This window comes from Hyphomicrobium sp. (assembly GCF_035687085.1).
In the GTDB taxonomy this organism is placed as follows: Bacteria; Pseudomonadota; Alphaproteobacteria; order Rhizobiales; family Hyphomicrobiaceae; genus Hyphomicrobium_B.
In genome coordinates, this window is the sequence record NZ_DASRYS010000013.1 from 163,723 (window position 1) to 186,772 (window position 23,050).

The following is a 23,050-nucleotide window of genomic DNA, read 5'->3' on the forward strand; positions in this document are numbered from 1 at the left end:
CGCCACAAGCCGCAAACGCGATGGTGGCAGGGCAGCGGCTCGGGCTATAAGAAACGCTCAAGATTCGCTTCAGCGGCCCTGGCTGTCGTGCGTGTCCGCTGCTTCTTTCCGAAGGCATGGTCACGCCCCAGCGCGAAGAGGAGCTGCACATGAGCCGATCGCAAACAGACCTCTTTCCGGAATTCGAAAGCGAAATGACCGAAAAATCGTCGCGCGCAAGAAAGCCTGTCGAGACTGCTTACAATGAGCAGCAGATCGAGGTGCTCGAAGGGCTGGAGCCGGTCCGGCGCCGCCCTGGCATGTACATCGGCGGCACCGACGAGAAGGCCATGCACCACCTCTTCGCCGAGGTGATCGATAACTCGATGGACGAGGCCGTCGCCGGCCACGCCACCTGGATCGAGGTCGAACTCTCGACCGACGGCTTTCTGACGGTCACCGACAACGGCCGCGGCATTCCCGTAGGCCCCCATCCCAAATTCAAGAACAAGAGCGCGCTCGAAGTCGTGCTGACGGTCCTGCACGCCGGCGGCAAGTTCGATTCCAAGGCCTACAACACCTCGGGCGGTCTGCACGGTGTCGGCGTTTCCGTCGTCAACGCCCTGTCGGAGACGCTGGAAGTTCAGGTCGCGCGCGACCAGCAGCTCTATCGCATGGTCTTCTCACGCGGCGAGCCGCAGACCAAGCTCGAGAAGATGGGCTCGATCATGAACCGGCGCGGCACGAAGGTGCGCTTCAAGCCGGACGAGCAGATCTTCGGCAAGGGCTGCGCGTTCAAGCCTGCCCGCCTGATGAAGATGGCGCGCTCGAAAGCCTACCTATTCGGCGGCGTCGAAATCCGCTGGAAGTGCGCGCCGGAACTCATCAAGGACGACACGCCGGCAGAGGCGACCTTCCACTTCCCCGGGGGCTTGAGCGACTACCTGACGGCCTCCATCGAAGGCCAGACGCGCGTGACGAAGGACATCTTCTCCGGCCGCGTCGAGAAGGACGCCGGACACGGCTCCGTCGAATGGGCCGTCGCCTGGATCGCCAACGAGGACGGCTTCTCGTCCTCCTACTGCAACACCATCCCGACGCCCGAAGGCGGCACGCACGAGAACGGCTTGCGCCAGGCGCTTTATAAGGGCCTCAGGGCCTACGGCGAACTCGTCGGCGCCAAGAAGGCCATCCAGATCACGTCGGAAGACGTGATGGGAACGGCGGCCTCCATGCTGTCGGTATTCATCCGCGAGCCGGAATTCCAGGGCCAGACGAAGGACAAGCTCGCATCCGCCGAAGCGACGAAAATCGTCGAGACGGCCGTTCGCGACGCCTTCGACCATTGGCTCGCGGACAGCCCGCAGCAGGCGACCAAGCTTCTGGAATGGACGATCGATCAGTCCGAAGAACGCCTGAAACGCCGCCGCGAAAAGGAAGTCGGGCGCCAGTCAGCCACGCGCAAACTGCGCTTGCCCGGCAAGCTCGCCGACTGCTCGATCCAGCAGGCGGCAGGCACCGAAATCTTCATCGTCGAAGGCGACTCCGCCGGCGGCAGCGCCAAGAGTGCGCGCGATCGCGAAACCCAGGCTGTGCTTCCGCTGCGCGGCAAGATCCTGAACGTTGCGAATGCCTCCTCCGCGAAGCTTTCGCAGAACCAGCTGCTCGCCGACCTCATTCAGGCGCTCGGCGTCGGCACCGGCTCCAGGTATCGCGACGAAGATCTGCGCTACGAGCGCGTGATCATCATGACCGATGCCGACGTGGACGGCGCGCACATCGCCTCGCTGCTGATCACGTTCTTCTATCAGGAGACGCCCGAGCTCATCGAGAACGGCCATCTCTTCCTCGCCGTCCCCCCGCTCTACAAGATCTCGGACAAGAGCGACGTCGTCTACGCGCGCACTGAAGCCCATCGCGATGAACTCATCGCAACGCATTTCAAGGGCAAGAAGCCGAAGGTGACGCGCTTCAAAGGCCTCGGCGAGATGGACTTCAAGGATCTCAAAGAGACGACCATGGACAAGACGCGCCGCATGCTGATGCGCGTCGGTATCGGCGAGGGCCAGCGCGAGGGATTGGGCGAGGTCGTCAACGCGCTCATGGGCTCCAAGCCGGAAGCGCGCTTCCGCTTTATCCAGGAACACGCCGCATTCGCGAAGGATCTGGACATCTAGTCCAGCCGATCGGCCGGTGCTCCCTTAGGGAAGCCGCCAAGCCAAATGAAAAGGGAGCGCCCGGCGCTCCCTTTCTTATATCCATGTCCGATGCAGATTATTCGCCGCGAGCCGACGCCGCATTCTCTCGCGCAATAGCCTCCGGATCCCGCACCTTGGCGTACTCGAGCGTATTGGTGTCGACGTAAACCTCGCTGTCGCCCTTCGGCGCATACTTCTCACCAAGAACCTCGATGACCGTCGGATTGCGGCCCTCGACGTCGCCATAAGGCGAGTTGAAGTAGCCTTCGACGACGATGCCTTTCTCCCGGTACTCCGGCTCCTGCAGAAGCAGTTCATGCAGGCCCTTCAGCTTGTAGTGCGGCACCGACGCGTAGATGTGATGCGGGAGATGGTAATCCATGCCGAACGGGAACACCGCGTACCTGATGAACGGATTGACCAGGAATACCCGCGTATTCGTGTATCGGCCGCGGTCGCCGTTTCCGTGCTGCACCCACTGCCGCATGATCATGAAGAGCGGGAACGTCGTGAAGAGCGGCACCATCCAGAGCAGACCGAAATACATCCAAGCCGGCCCCCAGCCGGCAAGTTCGATGCCGGTCAGCGCGAAATAGACGATGGCCAGATAGCCGACGCGGCTGATGTTGGTGATGCGATGCGAAATCACCGCATCGACATGCGCATGGGGAAGCTTCTCTTCGTCGAGAAAATAGAAATACGCGATCGTCGCTGCCGTCACCGCCGCGAGTGCCCCGAGCGCCCAGTATCCGTGTCCCGTCTGCAGCAGCGGAACGGTCACGGCCGAGGCCACGATCGCATAGAGAATGATGGCGACCGTCGGCAGCTTCTCGCCCCGGCGCTGATTGTCCACATACGGATTGTTGACAGCGCCGAGCGCGCTGTAACGGGCCCTCGCCATCACGTATCGAAAGAGGTTTGGCAACCACAGCTGCTTCGCCAACGCCCGAAGCATTTCAACGTGCGTGATCGGAAAATCCAGATCATGCCCGCTGTCATGCAGCTGCGCACAATCGGGATCGCGGACGGGATCGTTGATGAACTGATGATGCGCCAGATGGTGCAGGCGGAAATGGAAGGTTGACGTGAAAATCGGAAACGCCGCCAGCCAATCGGAAGCCAGCTCATTCAGCGTCTTGTTCTCGAACAAGATGAAGTGCGTACCCTCGTGAATAACCCCGCCGAACTGGTGCTGCGAAGCGCCGACCACAGCGATGCATAACAGCGTCATCGGAATATTCCACCACCAGCCGAGGCCCACTTCTGCAACAAGGCCATAGCTGAGGATCGTCAGCGAGATTGCCGCTACGATGACGAGGTAGACGAACGCTATCGGGCCAAAATTCGTGAAGTTGTCGCGCTTTTTGAGTTCCCGGATGGCGTCGCCACGGCGGACGCCTCGTGGGCGATCGGCCCCCTTGTCGGGTGTACCCACGATCTCACGTGCGGAAAGCCCCGAGCCACTCAAAGCAGAACCAGCATCCACAGTCATCTAGCGATCCTTGCGAATCAACGGAGCTACGATTTGCAATTACCTGGGACCCACGAACAGGGGTCACAACTCGGCCATCCGATGTACGCATCAGGCTTCGCCGCATAGCCTACGACGTTGATATCGGGCGGGAACTCGATTCCAACTTATCACAAATGACGGCCCGTTAGATTATCAGGCGGACATTTTGCACTTCGACCGTTGCAGATTTTCGCCGATCCGCCGGGAGATGCAAATTGATCCGAGTACAGCGTAAAAAATGAGCTGCAATCTGAGCATCGCATTGTCAGCAAGGATGACCGGCCCGGCCGGGACGGCCCTGCGAGCTGGATTAACCGTTGGGGGGATCCAGACAATCCAGCCGCATTCTGGGGCAGGCTATTCGACGGGGGAGGTCCCGATTCGCGGCGAATACGGCCAAGGAATGGCCCTGTGACACAACCTCGCGGTCGCAAAGGCCTGAACTGGCGAGTTTTCCTTGCGCTCGGCCAGGATGTATGCGAGCACCCGAACGTGCCGGAGCGCAGGGGATTTATTTGCGCTTTTTTTAAATCCTTTGATCCCGCACTCCTATTCGGCTTAGGTCCTTTCGGCACCCGCCCCTGCGCTCTCGAAAGACTTGTCTGGACGCCTGGTGCGCCGGACCATCCGAGCTGTGCAGATGGAGATACTGACTTTTGGAAACCAAGACGTTCGCTGACCTCGGGCTATCACCCAAGGTCCAAGCAGCCATTACGGCTGCGGGTTACGTCAACCCCACTCCGATTCAAGCCGCCGCCATCCCGGTTGCCGTAACCGGCAGAGACGTGCTCGGCATCGCCCAGACGGGCACCGGAAAAACGGCCTCGTTCGTCCTTCCGATGATCGCGCGCCTGGAGACGGGCCGCGCGCGGGCACGAATGCCCCGTTCGCTGATCCTGGCGCCGACGCGCGAACTCGCTGCCCAGGTCGCACAAAGCTTCGAAAAATACGGCGTCAATCACAAGCTGCAGGTCGCCCTGCTCATCGGCGGCGTGTCGATGGACGATCAGGTCAAGAAGCTCGACCGCGGCGTCGACGTTCTCATAGCCACCCCTGGCCGGTTGCTCGATCATTTCGGCCGCGGCCGCGTCATGCTGATGGGTGTCGAAATTCTCGTCATCGACGAAGCCGACCGCATGCTCGACATGGGCTTCATCCCGGACATTGAGAAAATCTGCAAACTTCTGCCGCCGCGGCGCCAGACGCTGTTCTTCTCGGCGACCATGCCGCCGGAGATCACGCGCCTCGTCAATCAGTTCCTGAACAATCCGGAACGGATCGAAGTCGCCAAGCCGGCGACAACGGCGAAGACCATTACGCAGAACTTCGTGTACTGTCCGAATGGCGAAGACTGGGCGAAGCGTGAAGTGCTGCGCGAGCTGATCCGCGGCAACAACGTCAAGAACGCGATCATCTTCTGCAATCGCAAACGCGACGTCGCCGTACTCCACAAGTCGCTGACAAAGCACGGCTTCAACGCCGGCGCGCTTCATGGCGACATGGATCAGGGAAGCCGGACGGAAACGCTCGACAAGTTCCGTGCCGGTGAAATCATGCTGCTCGCTGCGTCCGACGTCGCCGCGCGTGGCCTGGATATCCCGGAAGTGTCGCACGTCTTCAATTTCGACCTGCCGTGGGCCGCCGATGATTACGTTCATCGCATCGGGCGTACGGGCCGCGCCGGTCACGAAGGCCACGCCATTTCTCTCGTAAGCCCCGACGACTTGAAGTTCGTCAAGGACATCGAGAAAATCACCAGCGAAACACCCGTTTGGCTTGGTGAGCCGCCAACCGAAGAGGACATTGCCGGCGCCGGTAAACGCCGCCGCGGTCGTGGTGGACGTGGGGCAAGCGCAGGCGCGGACAAGTCACGCGGTGCTCAGCAGGGTTCTAGCCGTAGCGGCGGCCGTGGTGCCCCCGAGCATCGCGCCCGTTCGTCCGAAGCCTCGGTGCAACCTGTTGAGCAGACCGCTCCTCAGCCCAAGCCGAAGCAGCGCCAGCTGGAGCCCAGGGCCGCTCATCCCGGTCAGCCGCACGCTGAGCATGGCGAGCGCCCCCGTCAGGAGCGTCCACGTGCACAGCGCCCCGAGCGCGCGCCGCATCCACAGCACGCCGAGCAGCCGCACGTTGAGTTTCCGGGCACGGATCACCCACGGGCGAGCCATGCCGAACACGAGCAGGCACGGCCGAAGCAGACGCGATCCGAGCGGCAACCCGAGCAGGCACGGCGGCCACAGCGTTCGCGCCCGGCTCCGGCGCCCGATTCGTGGACGGACGAGCCAGCACCCGCGCCCCGTCCCCGCCACGAGCGCTCCGAGCGGCGGGAACCGGCAAAGGAAGCTTCACGCGGCAAGCAGCAGCCCCACAAGGGCGAGGAACGCTTGGGCTTCGCCGAAAACGTGCCGGCCTTCATGCGCAAGCCGTCGCGGCCGATGAAGGTCCCCGGCCGCGGTTAACGCCGCAACTGACCACATCAGCAGACGAGCGCTGAGATCGACACCAAACGCCGCTTTGTTTTCCAAACAGAGCGGCGTTCGCTTATGCAGATGCGTTTCGGCTTAAGCCAGCGGATCAACCGTCCGCACTATCTTGGGCTCACTCCTCGCAATGAATACCTGTGCGACGTGTCGGAAGACGCAAGCTTCACAGGTCACTCAAGCAAAGGAGGAGCACCATGGTGCTTTCCACAAAAGGCATGGTTTTGGCAGGCGCAACGGTGATGGCCCTCGCAGGAGGGTTGAGCCTCCCCGCGAGCGCCAGCTATCTCGGATATGCGAATGGTGATCCGCAGAACTGGGATTTCTATCAGGAGCAGCACAACGGCGCGTCACCGGAGGACGTGTCGATGAGGGCCGAACGCCACCACACCCGCTATATCTACCGTGAGCAGGAGAGCCCGTATCAGCCCGCAAGCCATCTCGGCCGGCATGAATATCAGCCCGGGAAATACTAGGTTCCGATAGAACTAGTTCAGACGCCGCTAAGCACGTGATGATCCATCCACGTGCGGCGGCGTCGCTGATTTAGAAGGTCAGTGGTCGGCCGGAACCAGGCCGCCAGCAGGCGTCGCGGGCTCGAGATTGACGCTCTCTCCGCAACCACAGGCACTCTTCTGGTTCGGGTTGTTGAATACGAACTGCGAGGAGAGCTTGTCCGTCTTGTAGTCCATCTCGGTGCCGAGCAGATACATGATCGCTGCCGGGTCGATCAGAACGACCGCGCCCTTGTCTTCGACCACTTCGTCGAACTTCCCGATCTCGTTGGCCCACGTCATGGTGTATTCCATGCCCGCGCAGCCGCCCTTCTTCACCCCGATCTTCAGCGCTTTGACGCCGGGCTTCTGCGCAATGAGCGTCGAAACACGGGACGCGGCAGCGTCCGTCAGGGTCATGACCTTGGGCATCATTCTAAGCGAGGGCACGCGAGCCTCCGTAAATCCGAGTGGTGGCAGCAGAGCCAATATATGGGGATTCAGCTGCCAAAAGCGAGGGTGTCATCAAAACATGCCGACAGCGAGGCGCGCCTCGTCCGACATGCGGCTTTGATCCCAAGGCGGATCAAACACGATGGCAACCTTCGTCTGGGCGACACCCGGAACCGCGTTGACGGCATTCTCGACCCAGATCGGCATTTCGCCGGCCACAGGGCAGCCGGGCGCCGTCAAGGTCATGTCGATCGCGACATTGCGGTCGTCGTCGATCTCAACCTTGTAGATGAGCCCCAGCTCGTAGATGTCAGCCGGGATCTCGGGGTCGTAAACCGTCTTCAGCGCGGCGACGATATCGTTCGTCAGCCGCTCGACCTCTTCCGGCGGCAGTGCCGAACCGGACGAAGGGGTCTTGGCTTCATCCATCGTCGCAAGTTCCGACGCGGGCTCGGGCGAATCGAGAGCTTCCACCGCCTGCCTCACGGCCGCCCGGTCTTCAATCTGCTTCCCGTCCATGCGGAAGCTCCTTAAGCGAAAAGATCATGCGCCTTGGTGAGCGCGGTAATGAGCGCATCAGCCTCGGCTTTGGTGTTGTACAACGCAAACGATGCGCGGCAGGTTGCTGAAACGCCAAGGCGCTCCATCAGCGGCTGCGCGCAGTGGTGCCCCGCCCGGATCGCAACGCCCGACCGGTCGATAATGGTCGAGACGTCATGCGGATGCAGGCCGTCGATCGTGAACGAGAAAATCGCACCTTTGCCGGGCGCCGTTCCGTAAAGCTTCAGCCACGGCAGCTCGGCGAGCCGCTCCGCCGCGTAAGCGCCAAGCTCCGCTTCGTAGCGTGAGATCTTCTCGCGGCCGACCTGCATCATGTAGTTGAGCGCAGCGCTGAGACCCACCGCTTCGACGATCGGCGGCGTACCGGCTTCAAACCGGTGCGGCGGATCGTTGTAGGTGACGTTGTCGAGCGTCACGCTCTCGATCATGTCGCCGCCACCCTCATAAGGCGGCATGGCGGCAAGATGCTCTCGCTTCGCATAGAGCACGCCGATGCCCGATGGGCCGTAAGTCTTGTGCCCCGTGAACACGTAGAAATCGGCATCGAGATCGCGAACGTCGACGCCCATATGCACGGCCGACTGACTGCCGTCGACGAGCACGGGCACGCCTTTCGCGTGCGCGATGCGGATGATCTCCTTCACCGGATTGATCGTGCCGAGCACGTTCGACATGTGCGTGACGGCGACGAGCTTCGTCCGCTTCGTGATCAAGCTGTCGAGCTTGTCGATCATCAGCTCGCCGGCATCCGTCATCGGCGCCCACTTCAGAACGGCGCCTTTGCGCTCGCGCAGGAAGTGCCACGGCACGATGTTGGCGTGATGCTCCATGATGGTGACGAGGATTTCGTCCCCTTCACCGACCCGCGGTTCGCCGAACGAACGCGCGACGAGATTGATGGCCCCCGTCGCGTTGCGCGTGAAAATGATCTCGTCCTGATGCTCGGCATTGAGGAACCGGCGCACGGTCTCGCGCGCCTGCTCATAATGCTCCGTCGCGGTGTTCGACAGGTAGTGCAGCCCGCGATGCACGTTCGCGTATTCGAAGCGATACGCATGATCCATCGCCTCGATGACGGAGAGCGGCTTCTGCGCCGAGGCCCCGTTATCGAGATAGACGAGCGGACGGTCGTTCACCTCGCGAAAGAGGATCGGAAAATCCGCACGAATGCGCTCGACATCGTAGGGCGCGCCGGTCAGGCCCGCCTGCGATGCCGTGCTTCTTGCTACATCGATCGACGTTTCGCGTCCCATGTATTCCTATCCGCGCGGCGAGCGGCCGAGCCACTGCATCGCGTACGATGCAAGCGCCTCTCGCAGGCCTTCGTGCTCAACCTTGTCGAGCGCCTCACCAATGAACGATTCGATCATCAACGCGCGCGCTTCCTTTTCGGGAATACCGCGCGAGCGGCAATAGAACAGAAGATCCTCGTCGAGCTGCGCACTTGTCGTGCCGTGACCGCAAACGACGTCGTCGGCGTAGATCTCGAGCTCGGGCTTTGAATCGAACTCGGCATCTTCCGAAAGCATCAGCGCCTGCGCCATCTGCTTGCCGTCCGTCTTCTGCGCGTCGGGCCGCACGATGATCTTGCCCTGGAACACGCCACGGCCATGATCGTCGAGAACGCCCTTGAAGAGCTCGCGGCTCTCGCAATGCGGCACCGCGTGGTCGACGACGAGCGTCGTGTCCACGTGCTCCGAATTGCGCGCGAGAAACGCGCCCGAAAGGTCGAGCTTGCCGCCCTCGCCTTCGTAAAGGACGTTCGTGCCGTGCCGCGCAAAGCCGAGGCCCGACGAGAACTGGAAACCGCGATAGTTCGCATCAGCTGCGAGCTTCACGTCCCAATTCGACAAATGCAGCGAGCGGCCCTCATCGACCGCCGCTTTGACGTGATTGAGCGTCGCGCCTTTTCCGACCGAAACCTCGGTCAGCGTGTTGAGGTGCGCGTCGCGCACCGCGCCGGGCAGCACGACATTGGCTTCGATGACAGTTGCGTTCGAACCTTCCGCAGCGGTGATCAGGTTGCGGACGGTGACAGTGTTTGCTTCCGACCCGGCGCGCACGAAAACCATGAGCAGCGGCTTGGCGACGGAAGCACCGGCAGCGATGTCAACGATCGCGCCGTCCGTCATGAAAGCTGTGTTGAGAACTTCGACAGCATCACCGCCTTCAGGCGTCGAAGCGAGGCTGGCAACGCTCTCATCCGACGCGGTCGACAGCGCCAGAGCCATGGTCGAAACCGACATTCCAGCGGCTTCCGAGACGTCGCTCAAATCCGCGCGATGGTGCCCGTTCACGAATACGATGCGATGCGCATCGACGTGAGCAAGCGGTCCGAGAGCGACGAGAAGCTCGGCGATCGTCAGAGGCGTCTTGTCTTCAACCGCGGCCGGAAGCACGTCCTTCAGGTTGGCGCGCAGATCGGTGTACTTCCACTCTTCGATCCGGCGGTGCGGAAGACCGAGCCCGCTGAACGCACCGATCGCCTGCGCGCGGCGTTCCTTCACCGCGGCGTTGCCCGGAAGCTTTGCGGCGGCCGCCTCGAAACTCTCCGAGATGGCCTGCTCCGCCTTCGTCTTCATGACTGCTACGTTCATATTCACGCTGCCTTGTTCGTATATTCCGCGTATCCGGATTTCTCGAGTTCAAGCGCGAGTTCTTTTCCGCCCGTCTTCTGAATGCGCCCGTCCGCCAAGACGTGAACCTTGTCCGGCACGATGTAGTTCAACAGACGCTGATAGTGCGTGATGACGAGGAAGGCGCGATCGGGCGAGCGAAGCGCGTTGACGCCCTCAGAGACGATCCTCAGCGCGTCGATGTCGAGGCCCGAGTCCGTCTCGTCAAGCACGCACAGCGTCGGCTCGAGAAGGCCCATCTGCAAAATTTCCGAGCGTTTCTTTTCGCCACCCGAGAATCCGACGTTGACCGGACGCTTCAACATATCGATGTCGATGTTGAGCTTCGCGCCCTTCTCCTTCGCAAGCTTCAGGAACACCGGCGTCGTCAGCTCTTCTTCGCCCCGCTGCTTGCGGACGGCGTTGAGCGCGGTGCGCAGGAACGTGAGGCCCGCGACGCCCGGAATTTCCATCGGATACTGGAATGCGAGAAACACGCCCTTTGCTGCGCGCTCATCGGGCTCCATCTCGATGATGGACTCGCCGTTCCACAGAATGTCGCCGTCGGTGACTTCATAGCCATCGCGCCCTGCGAGCACGTAGGCGAGCGTCGACTTGCCCGAGCCGTTGGGGCCCATGATGGCGTGCACTTCGCCTTTCGGCACCGTCAGCGAAAGCCCTTTGAGGATCTCCCGGTCCTCGTCTTCGAGCTTTACGTGCAGGTTCTTGATCTCAAGCATCTTGCGTAACCTTTGTATGTGAATTCGCGAATTGATTAGCCGACCGAGCCTTCGAGCGAGATGCCGATGAGCTTCTGGGATTCGGCCATGAACTCCATCGGCAGCTGCTGCAGAACATCGCGAACGAAACCGTTGACGACGAGCGCCACAGCCTCTTCCGCCGAGAGTCCGCGCTGGCGGCAGTAGAACAGCATGTCGTCCGAGATCTTGGACGTCGTTGCCTCGTGCTCGAAATGCGCGCTTGAGTTCTTGGCTTCGATGTAGGGCACGGTGTGCGCGCCGCACTTGTCACCAATCAGCAACGAGTCGCAGTTCGTGAAGTTCCGGACGCCCGTCGCCTTGCGGTGCGCGGATACGAGACCGCGATAGGTGTTCTGCGAGAACCCCGCAGCGATACCCTTCGAGATGATGCGGCTCGACGAGTTCTTGCCGAGATGGATCATCTTCGTGCCGCTGTCGACCTGCTGATAGCCGTTCGAAACCGCAATCGAGTAGAACTCGCCGCGCGAATAGTCGCCGCGCAGAATGCAGCTCGGGTACTTCCACGTGATGGCGGAACCCGTCTCGACCTGCGTCCACGAGATCTTCGAGTGATGGCCACGGCAGTCGCCGCGCTTCGTCACGAAGTTATAGATGCCACCCTTGCCTTCGCTGTCGCCCGGATACCAGTTCTGGACCGTCGAGTATTTGATCTCGGCATCATCGAGCGCCACGAGTTCCACGACAGCCGCGTGCAGCTGGTTCTCATCGCGCATCGGCGCGGTGCAGCCTTCGAGGTACGAGACGTAAGCACCGCGATCAGCGATGATCAGCGTGCGCTCGAACTGCCCTGTCTGCTTCGCGTTGATGCGGAAGTAGGTCGAAAGCTCCATCGGGCAGCGCACGCCTTCCGGCACGTAGACGAACGAGCCATCCGAGAACACAGCCGAGTTCAGCGCCGCGTAGTAGTTGTCAGACTGCGGCACGACCGAGCCGAGATACTTCTTCACGAGTTCGGGATGCTCGCGGACGGCTTCCGAGATTGAGCAGAAGATCACGCCCGCCTTCTTCAGCTCGTCCTTGAACGTCGTGACGACGGAGACGCTGTCGAACACGGCATCGACGGCCACGTTCGAGCTCTTCACGCCGGCGAGGATCTCCTGCTCTTTGAGCGGGATGCCAAGCTTTTTATAGGTCTCGAGCAGCTCCGGATCGACTTCATCAAGGCTCTTTGGACCCTCGGTCGATTTCGGCGCCGAGTAGTAATAGAGATCCTGAAAATCGATTTTGGGATAGTGGACCTTCGCCCAAGTGGGCTCGGTCATCGCCTTCCAGCGCGTGAACGCTTCAAGGCGCCAATTCAACAGCCACTCCGGCTCGCCCTTCTTGGCCGAGATGAAGCGCACGGTCGATTCATCGAGGCCCTTCGGCGCCCGAACACTATCGATCAGCGTCTCGAAACCGTACTTGTACTGGTCGACATCGATCTTACGGACTTGATCGATCGTCTCCTGAACAGCAGCCATTTCCTCGTCTCTCTTTCAACGCCGCCAACCGGCGGCCCTAACAACCAAATTCATCACTCAAGCAGCGAGCGCGGGCGCTCCTGCAATTCCTGTCCACGCGGTGAGAAACGCCGCGATATCGTCTTTCGTCGTCGTGGGTCCAAGGCTGACGCGGATCGTGCCAGCCGCAATATCGTGACCCAACCCCATCGCTTCGAGAACGTGGCTCGCGCCGACCTTGCCGGACGAACAAGCCGACCCAGCGCTCACCGCAATGCAAGCCAGATCGAGCCGGATGACGAGCGTTTCAGCGAGCTTGCCGGGCAACGCTACCGCCGTCGTATTGGCGAGACGCTGCGCGCCTTCGCCGATGATCACGGCTTCAGGGCTGATACGTTTGATGCCCGCCTCGAGTTCATCCCGCAGCGCCTGGATGGCCGCAACCGCTTCCAGATCGCGGAGCGCTGCTTCGGCAGCAGCACCAAAACCAGCGATGGCAGCGACGTTTTCTGTGCCGGCGCGCCGCCGTCTTTCCTGTCCGCCGCCCCTAATCGAAGGCACAAGGTCTATATGGTCACGAATGACCAAGGCGCCAACACCTTTCGGGCCGCCGAGCTTGTGCGCGGAGAGCGCGAGCGTCTCCACACCAAGCGCCGCAAAATCGATCGGCATGCGTCCAGCGGCCTGAACCGCGTCGGTATGCACCGCGATGCCGCGTTCACGCGCAAGCGCTGCAATTTCCGCAACCGGCTGAACGACGCCCGTCTCGTTATTGGCGAACTGCAGCGCGAGCAGCGAAGAACCCGCGAATTCGCGGCTCAAAATGCTCGCCGTGAATTCCTGCACGTCGATCACGCCGTTCCGATCGAGCGGCAGCATGATGACTTCGGCACGTGCCGCACGAGCGGGTGCGAGAATGGAATCGTGCTCCGTTCCGCTCGTCAGAATCGTCGCCCACGGCTGCGCGATGGCCCAGTTGTTGGCTTCCGTCGCACCGCTCGTGAAAACGATTTCGGACGGCTTGGCGCCGATCAGCCGCGCGACGCTTTCGCGCGCGCTTTCGACAACGGAGCGCGCGCGGCGCCCTTCGGCATGCACCGATGATGGATTACCCGGGACATCGAGCGCAGCAATCATCTCAGCCTTGGCCTCGGGCCTCAGCGGCGCCGTGGCGTTGTAATCGAGATAGGTCCGCTTGCCAGTCATCCGGCCAGCTGCGGCCGCGAACGCCGGAGCCGACGAATACCGCCCGCCCGCAATCACGTCGGAAAGGTTCACCGACGTCAGGAACTGCCCCATCGATTCGCCCAGCGCCGTCCAAAGCCAGTGCGTGACGCATGGCGTTGCGGCTGAGCAGCGCGGATCGTTGTGCGAGCAGCGGGTGAAGCGCGTGTCTTCCTCAACCGCGGCCATCACCGCGGCGATCGAGATGTCCGCGGCAGGCTTGGCAAGGCGGTAGCCGCCAGAGCGGCCACGCGCGCTCTCGACGAGGCCGGCGCGGCGTAAGGGAACGAAAATCTGCTCTAAATAGGCCAGCGGCAGGTTCTGCCGCTCAGCGACGACCGACAGCGCGATGGCACCTTCATCGGCATGACCGGCGAGATCCGCCATGGCCATGACCGCGTACCGGCCTTTGGTCGTCAATTCCACGTCTTCGATCTCCGGACTATCGCCGCCTCAAGTGGCGACGGAATCCAAACCTTGCGCCCGGCACCCCGGACTGTGCTAAGAGAGCCGCCCTGATCCCACGCCTCTTGTAAACGAGCCAGGACCTTACATTTCGAACGGTTCTAAAGTTATGGAAATCCTGAGCGCCGGAGTCAAGGATTGAGATTCAGCCCACAAGGATTTGATCACCCGGAGGCCATCCACCATTGCCCTCCGTTGCTGCCCTGAAGCCAATTTACCGAAAGACCGAGTAGTTTCCGATGCCCGAACTCATTATCAACGGCCCAGGCGGTCGCCTGGAAGCCCGGTACCACCACGAGAGCAATAGCGACAGCCCCATCGCGCTGATCCTGCATCCGCACCCCCAGTTCGGGGGCACGATGAACAACCAGGTGGTCTACTCTCTTTACCATACGTTCGCGGCCCGTGGTTTTTCGGTCCTGAGGTTCAACTTCCGCGGCGTCGGCCGCAGCCAAGGCGTCTGGGACGGCGGACCGGGCGAACTCGCGGACGCAGCATCCGCGCTCGACTGGCTGCAGCAGGTCAAGCCCGATGCCAAGACGTGCTGGATCGCCGGCGTGTCGTTCGGCACCTGGATTGCCATGCAGCTTCTGATGCGCCGCCCGGAAGTCGATGGCTTCATCTGCGTCGCGCCGCCGTCCAACCTTTATGACTTCTCATTCCTTGCGCCCTGCCCCTCGTCGGGCCTGATCATCAACGGCGACATGGACCGCGTCGTGCCGACGGCATCCGTCGTTGAAATGGCGGCGAAGGTGAAGGTCCAGAAGGGAATCAAGATCACGCACGAAGTCGTGCCGGGCGCCAACCACTTCTTCGAGAACAAGACCGAAGAAATGGCCGATATCGTCGGTTCGTACCTCGACGACCGCATGATCCAGTTCGAGCAGGATCGCGAACGCAACAAGGAGCGCGAGCGGGAACGTGAGCGCGAACGTCAGCGCCAGCGTGAACTCGAGCGCATGGAATCGCAGGCCCCGGCGGCAGCCGCCGCCAGCGAGGACGACAGCGAAGAGGAATAATCTCGCGGCGCGCCGCTGGCCGGCGCTCGCGAACAAGCCTTCAGCGAACGAAATACGCGGTGGGGCCGGCATGCACCCCGCCGCTCATCGGCGCCGGAACGCCCGTCGTCCCCGGATACGTGATCGGCAGTTCGCGAATGGAGCGGACCGCCAGATAGGCCCACGCTTCCGCCTCCATTGCATCGCCGTCGAATTCCACCGTCTCCGCGGGCACGACCGCGTTGTGAACCTGCTCGGCCAGCATGCGCATGATGGCGCGGTTTTTCCGGCCCCCACCCGCAACAATCCAAAGCTCCGGCTCGACAGGCATATGCTCGCGCGCCTTGGCGATCGCGCGCGCCGTGAACGCCGCAAGCGTCGCCGCACCGTCTTCCGCGGAAAGATTCTCGATGAGGTCAGACGAGAACATATTCCGGTCGAGCGATTTCGGCGGCGGCGCGTTGAAGTAGGCGTGGCTGAGGAAACGCCGGACGATCTCCTCATCGGCCAGGCCTTGAGCCGCCGTCGCGCCACCGGCATCGAGATAGGCGCCGGTCTTCCGCGCCATCCAATCGTCCAGCATTGCGTTGCCCGGCCCCGTATCGAACGCAATCAGCGAGCCGTCCCGGCCGATCCAGGTGACGTTCGCAACCCCGCCGATATTGACGACGGCGACCGGCCGATGCGGCAGCTTGGCCGTCAGCGCCCGATGATAAACGGGAACGAGCGGCGCGCCCTGCCCGCCCGCCGCGACATCGGCCGCGCGCAGATCGTAGACGACCGGACAGCCCGTCATATGCGCGAGCAAATCTCCGCGCCCCAATTGCACGGTGAGCCGCGCCTCCGGCCTATGGAGCACGGTCTGGCCGTGAAACCCGATGACGTCGATCGCGGCCGGGTCAATCTCCACATCCGCCAAATACTGGGCAACGGCACGGGCATGATATTCGGTTAAGGCCTGCTCGGCCTCGGCTAGCGCGTGCGGACGCTCAGCCCGCGATATAAGGCCGCCAGCATCGGCGATCGCCGTCAGAAGCAGGCGCCGCATGCCATCGTCGTAAGGATAGGTGCGCGCCGGGCCCCGGATGACGATGTCTTCCCCGTCCGTTTCCAGAAACGCGGCGTCGATGCCGTCGAGCGATGTGCCGCTCATGAGGCCAATCGCCCGCATCAACTTGCTCATAAGCACCTTCCCGTGCATGGTGCCGCCCGCCCGCGGTACGGCTCAACGTGATGTCCGCGGCCACCCAAGCGGAAGCCAAGAACTGCGATGACGACACCGAAATCCGAATTTCTCCAGATTATGACCGAGCGTGGCTTCATTCACCAGGGCTCGGATATCGAAGGCCTCGACAGGCTCGCGTGCGAGAACCGCATCGTCGCCTACGTCGGCTACGATTGCACCGCGCCATCGCTCCATATCGGACACTTGCTGTCGATCATGATGCTGCGGTGGCTGCAATCATCCGGCGCCGGCCGGCCGATCGCGCTCATGGGCGGCGGCACGACGCGCATCGGCGACCCCTCCGGCAAGGACGAGACGCGCGTCATGCGCTCCGTCGAGGAGATCGAAGCCAACAAGGACAGCATCAAGCAGGTCTTCTCGAAATTCCTCCGTTTCGGCGAACGCCGGACGGATGCCTTGATGGTCGACAACGCCGAATGGCTCGCGCCATTGAACTACATCGAATTCCTGCGCGATGTCGGACGTCACTTCTCCGTCAATCGCATGCTGACGATGGACAGCGCGAAGCTGCGGCTCGAGCGCGACCAGGAACTGTCGTTCATCGAATTCAACTACATGCTGCTGCAGGCCTACGACTTCGTGGAACTAAACCGCCGCTATGGCTGCAACTTGCAGATGGGCGGCTCGGACCAGTGGGGGAACATCGTCACCGGCATCGACCTCGGCCGCCGCATGGGCGTCAAGGAACAGCTTTACGCATTGACGTGCCCGCTGCTGACGACGGCGTCGGGCGCCAAGATGGGCAAGACGGCGGCCGGCGCCGTATGGCTGAACGAGGCCCAGCTTTCCGCCTACGATTACTGGCAGTTCTGGCGCAACACCGAAGACGCCGACGTTGGCCGCTTCCTCAAGCTCTTCACGTTCCTGCCGCTGGACGAAATTGCGAAACTCGCAAGCTTGTCGGGCTCCGAAATCAACGAAGCCAAGAAGGTTCTGGCGACAGAGGCGACAGCCCTTCTCCATGGCCGTGAGAAGGCCGAAGCCGCAGCCGAGACCGCTCGCAAGACGTTCGAGCAGGGAACGCTTGCTGCCGATCTGCCGACGGTCGAAATTCCAAGCAACGATCTTGAAGCCGGGCTCGGCGTGCTGGCGGCCTTCGTAAAAGCGGGGCTCGTAGCCTCCAACAGCGAGGCTCGGCGGCAAGTGCAGGGCGGCGGCCTCAAGGTCAACGATCAAGCCGTGACGAACGATAAGGCGACGCTTAGCAAAGCCGACGCCGATGCCAACGGCGTCATCAAGCTGTCGCTCGGCAAGAAGAAGCACGTTCTTCTGAAACCGGTCTGATCATGGAGGCGACCGGCGGGGCCTTATGCCCGGCCGGCTCGCAACTTCACTGACTTGTCGTCGTCGAAGACCAGCCGTCGATGGCCGTCGCGCTCGGCTTCGGCGCTGCCTTCTTCGGCTTGTGCGTTGAAGCTTTCTTCTTCTCTTTCTCGCCCGTGCCAGACACGCTGGGCGCCACACGGACCCGATCTTCAATCGGAATTTGAGGTGTGCGGTCCTCGCGGACCTGAATGGTCGGATCCATCGACGTCATCTGGAAGATGTCCCGGAAGATGCCGGGCGCCACCAGCGAGAACGGGTTCACGATAACCTGCGGGTTGGACGTCGGCCCTTGCACGGCGAACGTCATGCCGACGATGCCTTCTCCCTGCGATCCCGACAGAATCTGCCCCAGCAATGGAATATCGCCCAACGCACCGTTGAGGCCCTGCAACGGAATGTAGGTGCCGCCGATGTTCACGCGCTTCGTCCGGAAATCGACCTTGCCGCGAAGCGTCGCGCCGAGCATCGGTCCCTTCAAATACGACTCCTGCAGCACGAACTGCCCGTATCCAACCGAGAACGGCGCGCGCATCCGGTTGAATTCGAAAACCTCGCGCGTCACCTTGCGATTGCCGCCAATCGCCGGACGCCCCTCATCGGCGCTGCTGACGACTTCCATCACGATCGGATCGCCGAGAACCCGGAAATTGTCGACGACGAGCACGCCCGTCTTCTCCGCCGGTCCCGCCCCGTCGAGCCCGACTTCCAGTTGCATGCGCCCGCCCTGCATGTTCGGATAAAAGTTCACGAGCTTGAGCAGCTGGCCCGCATCGCTCGACGTGACCAGCAAGCGCCGTCCGCCGGGACCTTGATCGAACTTTGCGATGAGCGATCCGCCGCCGTCGAGCGTGCCCTTGGCGTCAAGAGCCGAGAGGTTTCCGTTCCGCTTCTCGATCGCCATCTTCAGATTGCGCAGCGACACGTCGTAACTGCCGATGACGTTGGCGAGATCGACCGTCACGTGCGCGCCAGCCGGCGTATCCTTGGTCTTCGGACCCGGGCCATCGCCGACGTTGAACAACGACCGGAAGAAATTGCGCCCGTCGAAGTTCGATCCCGAAATTTTTACCGTCCAGAAGTCGTCCTTGCTTCGCTGCCCGCTGATGTCGAGCCGCGAAATGACATTGAGGTTCAGTCCGGGGAAGTTGAATTCTTTGATCTTGCTGTCGGTGCCGAAAACGATGCGACCGTCGGCGGCAATGTCGTCGCTCACCACCTTGAAGTTCTGCAGTTCCGTATCGCGGCCAGGGCTCGACACGATTTCGGTATCAAGGCTCGCCTTGCGCCCCGAAGGCTTACGCCATTGCAGGTGCTCCAAATTCAGTTCGGCGTCCGTCAGGTCGGCGTGAAGCTTGATCGCAGGCTCCGGCCGATCGCCCTTCTGTAGGGAAACTTCGATCGGCACGACGCCGCGAACCATGTCGTTGATGTCGAGGCCGAGCTGTGTGCGGTCCGCCTCATCGAGCTTCGCCACGATCTTGAGCGGAGGCTGCTGCTGGCCGGCATCCTGCCGCAGAAGCCTTTGGCCGACGACTTTCGCCGGAACGCCGTTGATGAGCAGGTCACCTTTCGCGTCGAGCGACGTGTCCGTGAGATTGAGATCGAGCGTGAAGCCCTGAATATCGAAGCGGCCCGCCACCTTGCCGAAGCGCCCGTCCGACACCCGCGCCTTGCCGGTAATCGCCATGTCGTCACCGCTGACGCCGGGGAAGAACGGCAGCTTGATCAGAAGCTGTGCATCGATCTTGCCCTCGCCAGCCTTGGGCAAGGGCGACGCATCCCGAACCGCCCGGGCGGGCAATTGCTGCATGGCCTCCAGGAACGGCGCAAGCTCACCCGCGGCGGAAAAGCCGATCTCGCCATTAGGGCGCTCGGCCATGATGTTGTCGGCGGCCAGTCGGCCGTCCTTGAGCGGCAGCCGGCCCCCGCTGGGCAGCGCCACCTCGCCCTGAGGAACGATGATCTCGAGCGCGTTATCGTTGATGTGAATTGATGTGCTTGGCGCGGCAATGGCCTGCATTCCCGGCAGCGGCGTAAAGACGGCATCGCTTGCCTCGAAAGCCGCGCTGACGCGCTCCAACGCGGTGGACACGGTGCCGGGCTCGATGCCGCCGACATCCTCGTTGGAAAATTTCAAAGTGCCGCCTTTGAAATTGACGGCCGACACGTTCTTGCCGACCCAATCGCGCGTTCCCGTCGCCACGGCACGCGGCCACAGCGCTTTCAGCGTCGCGAGCGGCATCGGCGAAACGGCGAACTCCGCCGCCATGCTCTGTCCGTGCGGACCCGCTTGCGTCGAAGCCTTGATGGTGGCCTCGCCGCCTCCGCCGGAAAGGCGGAATTCGGCAAGATCGATATAGCCTCGCCTCGGAATGAAGGTGCCGCGCGCCGTCCACGTGTCGATCGTAACCGGCGGCACGTTGAAATCCGAGGCCTCGAAGACACCGTTTTTGCCGTCGAGCGCGAACTGCCATTGCGGCGCGTCCGATCCCTGCGCGACGTCCCGCATGCTGCCGGTGAACATCATCGTGCCGTCGGCCCATTTCACCGGGCTCGGCTGCAGCTCCCAATGCCGGGCTTTGCCATCGAATGTCAGCTTGAAGAGCCCGGCCGTGAGATCCATGGGCTGGACGAGATATGGAAGCCGCACGCGGCCGCTGCCGACTTCGAGGGCAAGCTCCCCGCTCTCGATCTCGCCAGCGTTGGAAAGCTCAACGGTGGCCTCGCCCGAAACCGGGAATTCGAAATTGCCGAGCAAGGCGAGCGGCGGCGCCGCGGCGGCAAGCGTCGAGGGCACGAGATCGCGGATCGTCGCCTTCACATCGAGCTTGCCGGTCTGGACACTTTCATCCGTCATGAACGACAACGACCAGGCACCACGCGGCGAGGCCACGCTGGCGCGCCCCGAGATCACGCTCCGCCGGGCAGCATGATTGAAATCGACGCTCGCCTCGTCGATGCGCCAGGAGCTGCGCTGCCCCTCGTAGTCGACGACGACCGTCGCATTCGAAAGGCCGAATTCCGTCAGGTAGGACGTCGCGTCGAGGCGCTTGCGCGCCCGGCGCGACGAGTCGCTCAGCATTTTGGCGAGGTTCACCTTCGTGCCATCTTCGACGGAATGCGGCATCGCGACCGTCGTGGCCGGAGCAGCAGCAACGGGCGGCGGGGCCTGGCCGGCACCTTCAGGACGCACGGGCGTTGGTTTCGGGACCGCGCGTTCGAACACGAACCCGGACTTCTCGGAATAGGCGAGAGCAATGATCGGATCGATCAACTCGATCCGGGCAGGCACGATGCGCCCGCGCGCCAGTGCGCCCCACGAAAGGCTGACGGCGGCGAGCGGCGACGACAGCACGACATCCCCGCCCTGCTCCAGCACGCTGACGTCCCTGAGCCGGAACTCGAGTTCGCCCTCTGCGCCAAGCCGAAGCTCGGCACCGTCGATCTTCACCGCACTCGTCACGAGTTCCGCGTTGATGCCACGCTCGATCGGCGAGACGACGAAATCGAACGCGATCGGGCCGTGCCTCAGGCGCACGTAGAGAAGGCCGGTCGCCATCATGGCGAGCAGCGTCAGAGGCACGATCAGATAAAAGAGCACGCGGCAGCCGGCAAAGAAGTGCCGCAGGCCGGTGGCCGCCACGCCGTCTTCCTCGTCGGGCATTGGGAGTGCGGGCGGTGTCGTGGCCACGCGCTGCGAAACCGCAGTTCGTCGCACGCCGGTTTGCTGCGCGCTGTGGTCGGCATCGCGCCGATAGGGAGGGCGCCCGCCGGTTGCCAGTTTCGTCAACTCCGCTCCTCAAAACCCCGCGGGCCAAGCTGGCCCGGTCCCCCGTGCCGTTGCCGGGAACGGACAGAAAATGCCTTCACAAAACGGACGTCTAAATCCTCTGGCCTCAGACCTCCCAACGTGCCAGCTACAGAGCCGAAAAACGACAAAAGAAAGGCACATTCAAGATGATCTACGAGGGAAAAAAAGCACCTGATTTTGTCCTGCCGGATGATAACGGCGGCGAGGTGCGCCTGTCCAAGCTCAAAGGCCGTCCCGTCGTCCTCTACTTCTACCCCAAAGACGACACATCGGGTTGTACACAAGAGGCAAAAGACTTCTCATGCTTGGCCGGCGAATTTGCGGCGGCGGGCGCCGAACTCATCGGAATTTCTCCCGACGGCCTGAAGAGCCATCAGAAGTTCAAAACCAAGCACGATCTTGCGTTGCGCCTCCTGTCGGACGAGGAAAAAACGGTCGCCACGGCCTACGGCGTCTGGGTCGAGAAATCGATGTATGGCCGCAAATACATGGGCGTCGAACGCTCCACTTTCCTCATCGACAAGTCCGGGAAGGTCGCCCGCAGCTGGCGCAAGGTCCGCATTCCAGGACACGCCGAAGAGGTCCTCGAAGCCGTGCGAACGCTCAAAAGTTAAACAAGCCGGCGCGAAGACCGGCATCCGTTGATCTTCCGCCACACTTCTCAACGAAGAATCACGCCGGCTGTGGCGATGCAGCGAATTTCCGGTGGAAAGTGTCCACCACTACGATGGACGGACCCGCCAAAAGTGCTACCCGAATCACACGTGGTCGCCGCGGATTTGTATGTTGTAATGCGTTAGAACCGCTCTGAGTGCTGATCGTTGCTTGAAGTTGTGTAGAGGGGAAGCCGACATGTTGCCTAATTTCCGCCGTTCCGAGGCTGAGACGAAATCACAGCCCACCGGCTCCGCCGCCGAAGCGAGCCCGGCCCCCTCGTTCCAGCCGCGCCCGTTCCTCAGCATGCCGCGTTCCGCTGCAACCGAAGGCCCCAAATCGGTCTCTGTGATCGGCGCCGACCTCACGATCACGGGCAATCTCATCTGCAAGGGTGAAGTCCAGGTCGACGGCATCGTCGAGGGCGACATCCAAGGCAGCAACGTCGTCATCGGCGAGAACGCCACCGTGACGGGCAGCATCTCCGGCGAGGAAGTCATCATTCGTGGCCATGTCGTCGGATCGGTCCGTGGACGCCGCGTCATGCTGCAGACGACGAGCCAGGTCGAAGGCGACATTTTCCATCAGTCGCTATCCATCGAACAGGGCGCGCTCTTCGAAGGCAAGTCGCGCCGCACGAAGGAAGATCCGCGCACGGTCACCGCACCGAAGCCCGAGCCGATCGGCTTTGTCGTGCCGCCCCGGCTGCCACCCGATTTGCCGAATTTGAACTAGCCTCCTGACACCTCACACCCAAACACCTCAGTCACCTGAACCCTAGCCCAGCCCAAAAGCCCCAGGCCTTCCCCCCG

17 protein-coding genes are annotated in these 23,050 nt (G+C 62.2%); 7 read left to right on the top strand and 10 right to left on the bottom strand.

The genetic code is table 11. From position 1 onward, the window contains the following. Positions 1 to 149 precede the first annotated feature (149 nt). Complete coding sequence (gene parE / locus VFG26_RS11525; protein ID WP_414653283.1) at positions 150 to 2,156, top strand: DNA topoisomerase IV subunit B; 2,007 nt, start codon at positions 150 to 152, stop codon at positions 2,154 to 2,156. A gap of 97 nt (positions 2,157 to 2,253) precedes the next feature. Here parE and VFG26_RS11530 read toward each other — a convergent pair whose 3' ends face one another. After that, on the bottom strand, positions 2,254 to 3,669 hold the full coding sequence (locus VFG26_RS11530) for a fatty acid desaturase family protein (protein ID WP_325025391.1): 1,416 nt from the start codon (positions 3,667 to 3,669) through the stop codon (positions 2,254 to 2,256). A 677-nt stretch (positions 3,670 to 4,346) separates the two neighbouring features. Here VFG26_RS11530 and VFG26_RS11535 point away from each other — a divergent pair. Then, positions 4,347 to 6,146, top strand: a complete 1,800-nt coding sequence (locus VFG26_RS11535) for a DEAD/DEAH box helicase (protein WP_325025393.1) — start codon at positions 4,347 to 4,349, stop codon at positions 6,144 to 6,146. 218 nt (positions 6,147 to 6,364) lie between these two features. Then, a complete protein-coding gene (locus tag VFG26_RS11540) occupies positions 6,365 to 6,643 on the top strand; it encodes a hypothetical protein (RefSeq protein WP_325025395.1) in 279 nt (92 codons plus the stop codon). A gap of 78 nt (positions 6,644 to 6,721) precedes the next feature. On the opposite strand, the gene VFG26_RS11545 is transcribed toward VFG26_RS11540, so the two are convergent. The 7 genes from VFG26_RS11545 to VFG26_RS11575 all read right to left on the bottom strand — a co-directional run bounded on the left by VFG26_RS11545 (position 6,722) and on the right by VFG26_RS11575 (position 14,164). After that, positions 6,722 to 7,081 (bottom strand): iron-sulfur cluster assembly accessory protein, encoded by a 360-nt coding sequence (locus tag VFG26_RS11545; protein WP_325026092.1) that lies wholly within the window; start codon positions 7,079 to 7,081, stop codon positions 6,722 to 6,724. Between the two features lie 105 nt (positions 7,082 to 7,186). Then, positions 7,187 to 7,633, bottom strand: coding sequence for an SUF system Fe-S cluster assembly protein (locus VFG26_RS11550; protein ID WP_414653284.1), 447 nt, complete (start codon positions 7,631 to 7,633; stop codon positions 7,187 to 7,189). An 11-nt stretch (positions 7,634 to 7,644) separates the two neighbouring features. Next, positions 7,645 to 8,928: a cysteine desulfurase gene (locus VFG26_RS11555; protein ID WP_325025397.1), complete on the bottom strand. Its 1,284-nt coding sequence runs from the start codon at positions 8,926 to 8,928 to the stop codon at positions 7,645 to 7,647. A 6-nt stretch (positions 8,929 to 8,934) separates the two neighbouring features. Beyond that, a complete protein-coding gene (gene sufD, locus VFG26_RS11560; RefSeq protein WP_325025399.1) occupies positions 8,935 to 10,272 on the bottom strand; it encodes a Fe-S cluster assembly protein SufD in 1,338 nt (445 codons plus the stop codon). A 2-nt stretch (positions 10,273 to 10,274) separates the two neighbouring features. Further along, positions 10,275 to 11,030, bottom strand: coding sequence for a Fe-S cluster assembly ATPase SufC (sufC, locus tag VFG26_RS11565; protein WP_325025401.1), 756 nt, complete (start codon positions 11,028 to 11,030; stop codon positions 10,275 to 10,277). A 35-nt stretch (positions 11,031 to 11,065) separates the two neighbouring features. Further along, entirely contained in the window at positions 11,066 to 12,535 is a 1,470-nt protein-coding gene (gene sufB / locus VFG26_RS11570) for a Fe-S cluster assembly protein SufB (protein ID WP_325025403.1), read from the bottom strand. A 57-nt stretch (positions 12,536 to 12,592) separates the two neighbouring features. Next, entirely contained in the window at positions 12,593 to 14,164 is a 1,572-nt protein-coding gene (locus tag VFG26_RS11575) for an aminotransferase class V-fold PLP-dependent enzyme (protein ID WP_325025405.1), read from the bottom strand. 278 nt (positions 14,165 to 14,442) lie between these two features. Here VFG26_RS11575 and VFG26_RS11580 point away from each other — a divergent pair, with 278 nt between their 5' ends. Further along, positions 14,443 to 15,222, top strand: a complete 780-nt coding sequence (locus tag VFG26_RS11580) for an alpha/beta hydrolase (RefSeq protein ID WP_325025407.1) — start codon at positions 14,443 to 14,445, stop codon at positions 15,220 to 15,222. A 40-nt stretch (positions 15,223 to 15,262) separates the two neighbouring features. On the opposite strand, the gene VFG26_RS11585 is transcribed toward VFG26_RS11580, so the two are convergent. After that, complete coding sequence (locus VFG26_RS11585; RefSeq protein WP_325025409.1) at positions 15,263 to 16,384, bottom strand: anhydro-N-acetylmuramic acid kinase; 1,122 nt, start codon at positions 16,382 to 16,384, stop codon at positions 15,263 to 15,265. Between the two features lie 87 nt (positions 16,385 to 16,471). Between VFG26_RS11585 and tyrS the strand changes: the two genes are divergently transcribed. Continuing rightward, complete coding sequence (tyrS, locus tag VFG26_RS11590; RefSeq protein ID WP_325025411.1) at positions 16,472 to 17,731, top strand: tyrosine--tRNA ligase; 1,260 nt, start codon at positions 16,472 to 16,474, stop codon at positions 17,729 to 17,731. Positions 17,732 to 17,777: 46 nt separating this feature from the next. Here tyrS and VFG26_RS11595 read toward each other — a convergent pair whose 3' ends face one another. Beyond that, positions 17,778 to 21,563 carry an AsmA-like C-terminal region-containing protein gene (locus VFG26_RS11595; RefSeq protein WP_325025413.1) on the bottom strand — a complete coding sequence of 1,262 codons (3,786 nt, stop codon included), beginning with the start codon at positions 21,561 to 21,563 and terminating at the stop codon, positions 17,778 to 17,780. Between the two features lie 167 nt (positions 21,564 to 21,730). Between VFG26_RS11595 and VFG26_RS11600 the strand changes: the two genes are divergently transcribed. Further along, entirely contained in the window at positions 21,731 to 22,198 is a 468-nt protein-coding gene (locus VFG26_RS11600) for a peroxiredoxin (RefSeq protein WP_325025415.1), read from the top strand. Between the two features lie 238 nt (positions 22,199 to 22,436). Continuing rightward, positions 22,437 to 22,973 (top strand): polymer-forming cytoskeletal protein, encoded by a 537-nt coding sequence (locus tag VFG26_RS11605; protein WP_325025417.1) that lies wholly within the window; start codon positions 22,437 to 22,439, stop codon positions 22,971 to 22,973. Positions 22,974 to 23,050: the final 77 nt, after the last annotated feature.

Excerpts from the sequence above, each read along its gene's own strand:
- VFG26_RS11545 (WP_325026092.1), bottom strand. The coding sequence starts at position 7,081 with ATGACCCTGACGGACGCTGCCGCGTCCCGTGTTTCGACGCTCATTGCG.
- sufC (WP_325025401.1), bottom strand. The coding sequence starts at position 11,030 with ATGCTTGAGATCAAGAACCTGCACGTAAAGCTCGAAGACGAGGACCGG.
- VFG26_RS11600 (WP_325025415.1), top strand. The coding sequence starts at position 21,731 with ATGATCTACGAGGGAAAAAAAGCACCTGATTTTGTCCTGCCGGATGAT.
- sufB (WP_325025403.1), bottom strand. The coding sequence starts at position 12,535 with ATGGCTGCTGTTCAGGAGACGATCGATCAAGTCCGTAAGATCGATGTC.
- VFG26_RS11555 (WP_325025397.1), bottom strand. The coding sequence starts at position 8,928 with ATGGGACGCGAAACGTCGATCGATGTAGCAAGAAGCACGGCATCGCAG.
- parE (WP_414653283.1), top strand. The coding sequence starts at position 150 with ATGAGCCGATCGCAAACAGACCTCTTTCCGGAATTCGAAAGCGAAATG.
- VFG26_RS11550 (WP_414653284.1), bottom strand. The coding sequence starts at position 7,633 with ATGGACGGGAAGCAGATTGAAGACCGGGCGGCCGTGAGGCAGGCGGTG.
- VFG26_RS11540 (WP_325025395.1), top strand. The coding sequence starts at position 6,365 with ATGGTGCTTTCCACAAAAGGCATGGTTTTGGCAGGCGCAACGGTGATG.
- VFG26_RS11530 (WP_325025391.1), bottom strand. The coding sequence starts at position 3,669 with ATGACTGTGGATGCTGGTTCTGCTTTGAGTGGCTCGGGGCTTTCCGCA.
- VFG26_RS11580 (WP_325025407.1), top strand. The coding sequence starts at position 14,443 with ATGCCCGAACTCATTATCAACGGCCCAGGCGGTCGCCTGGAAGCCCGG.
- VFG26_RS11585 (WP_325025409.1), bottom strand. The coding sequence starts at position 16,384 with ATGAGCAAGTTGATGCGGGCGATTGGCCTCATGAGCGGCACATCGCTC.
- VFG26_RS11605 (WP_325025417.1), top strand. The coding sequence starts at position 22,437 with ATGTTGCCTAATTTCCGCCGTTCCGAGGCTGAGACGAAATCACAGCCC.
- tyrS (WP_325025411.1), top strand. The coding sequence starts at position 16,472 with ATGACGACACCGAAATCCGAATTTCTCCAGATTATGACCGAGCGTGGC.
- sufD (WP_325025399.1), bottom strand. The coding sequence starts at position 10,272 with ATGAACGTAGCAGTCATGAAGACGAAGGCGGAGCAGGCCATCTCGGAG.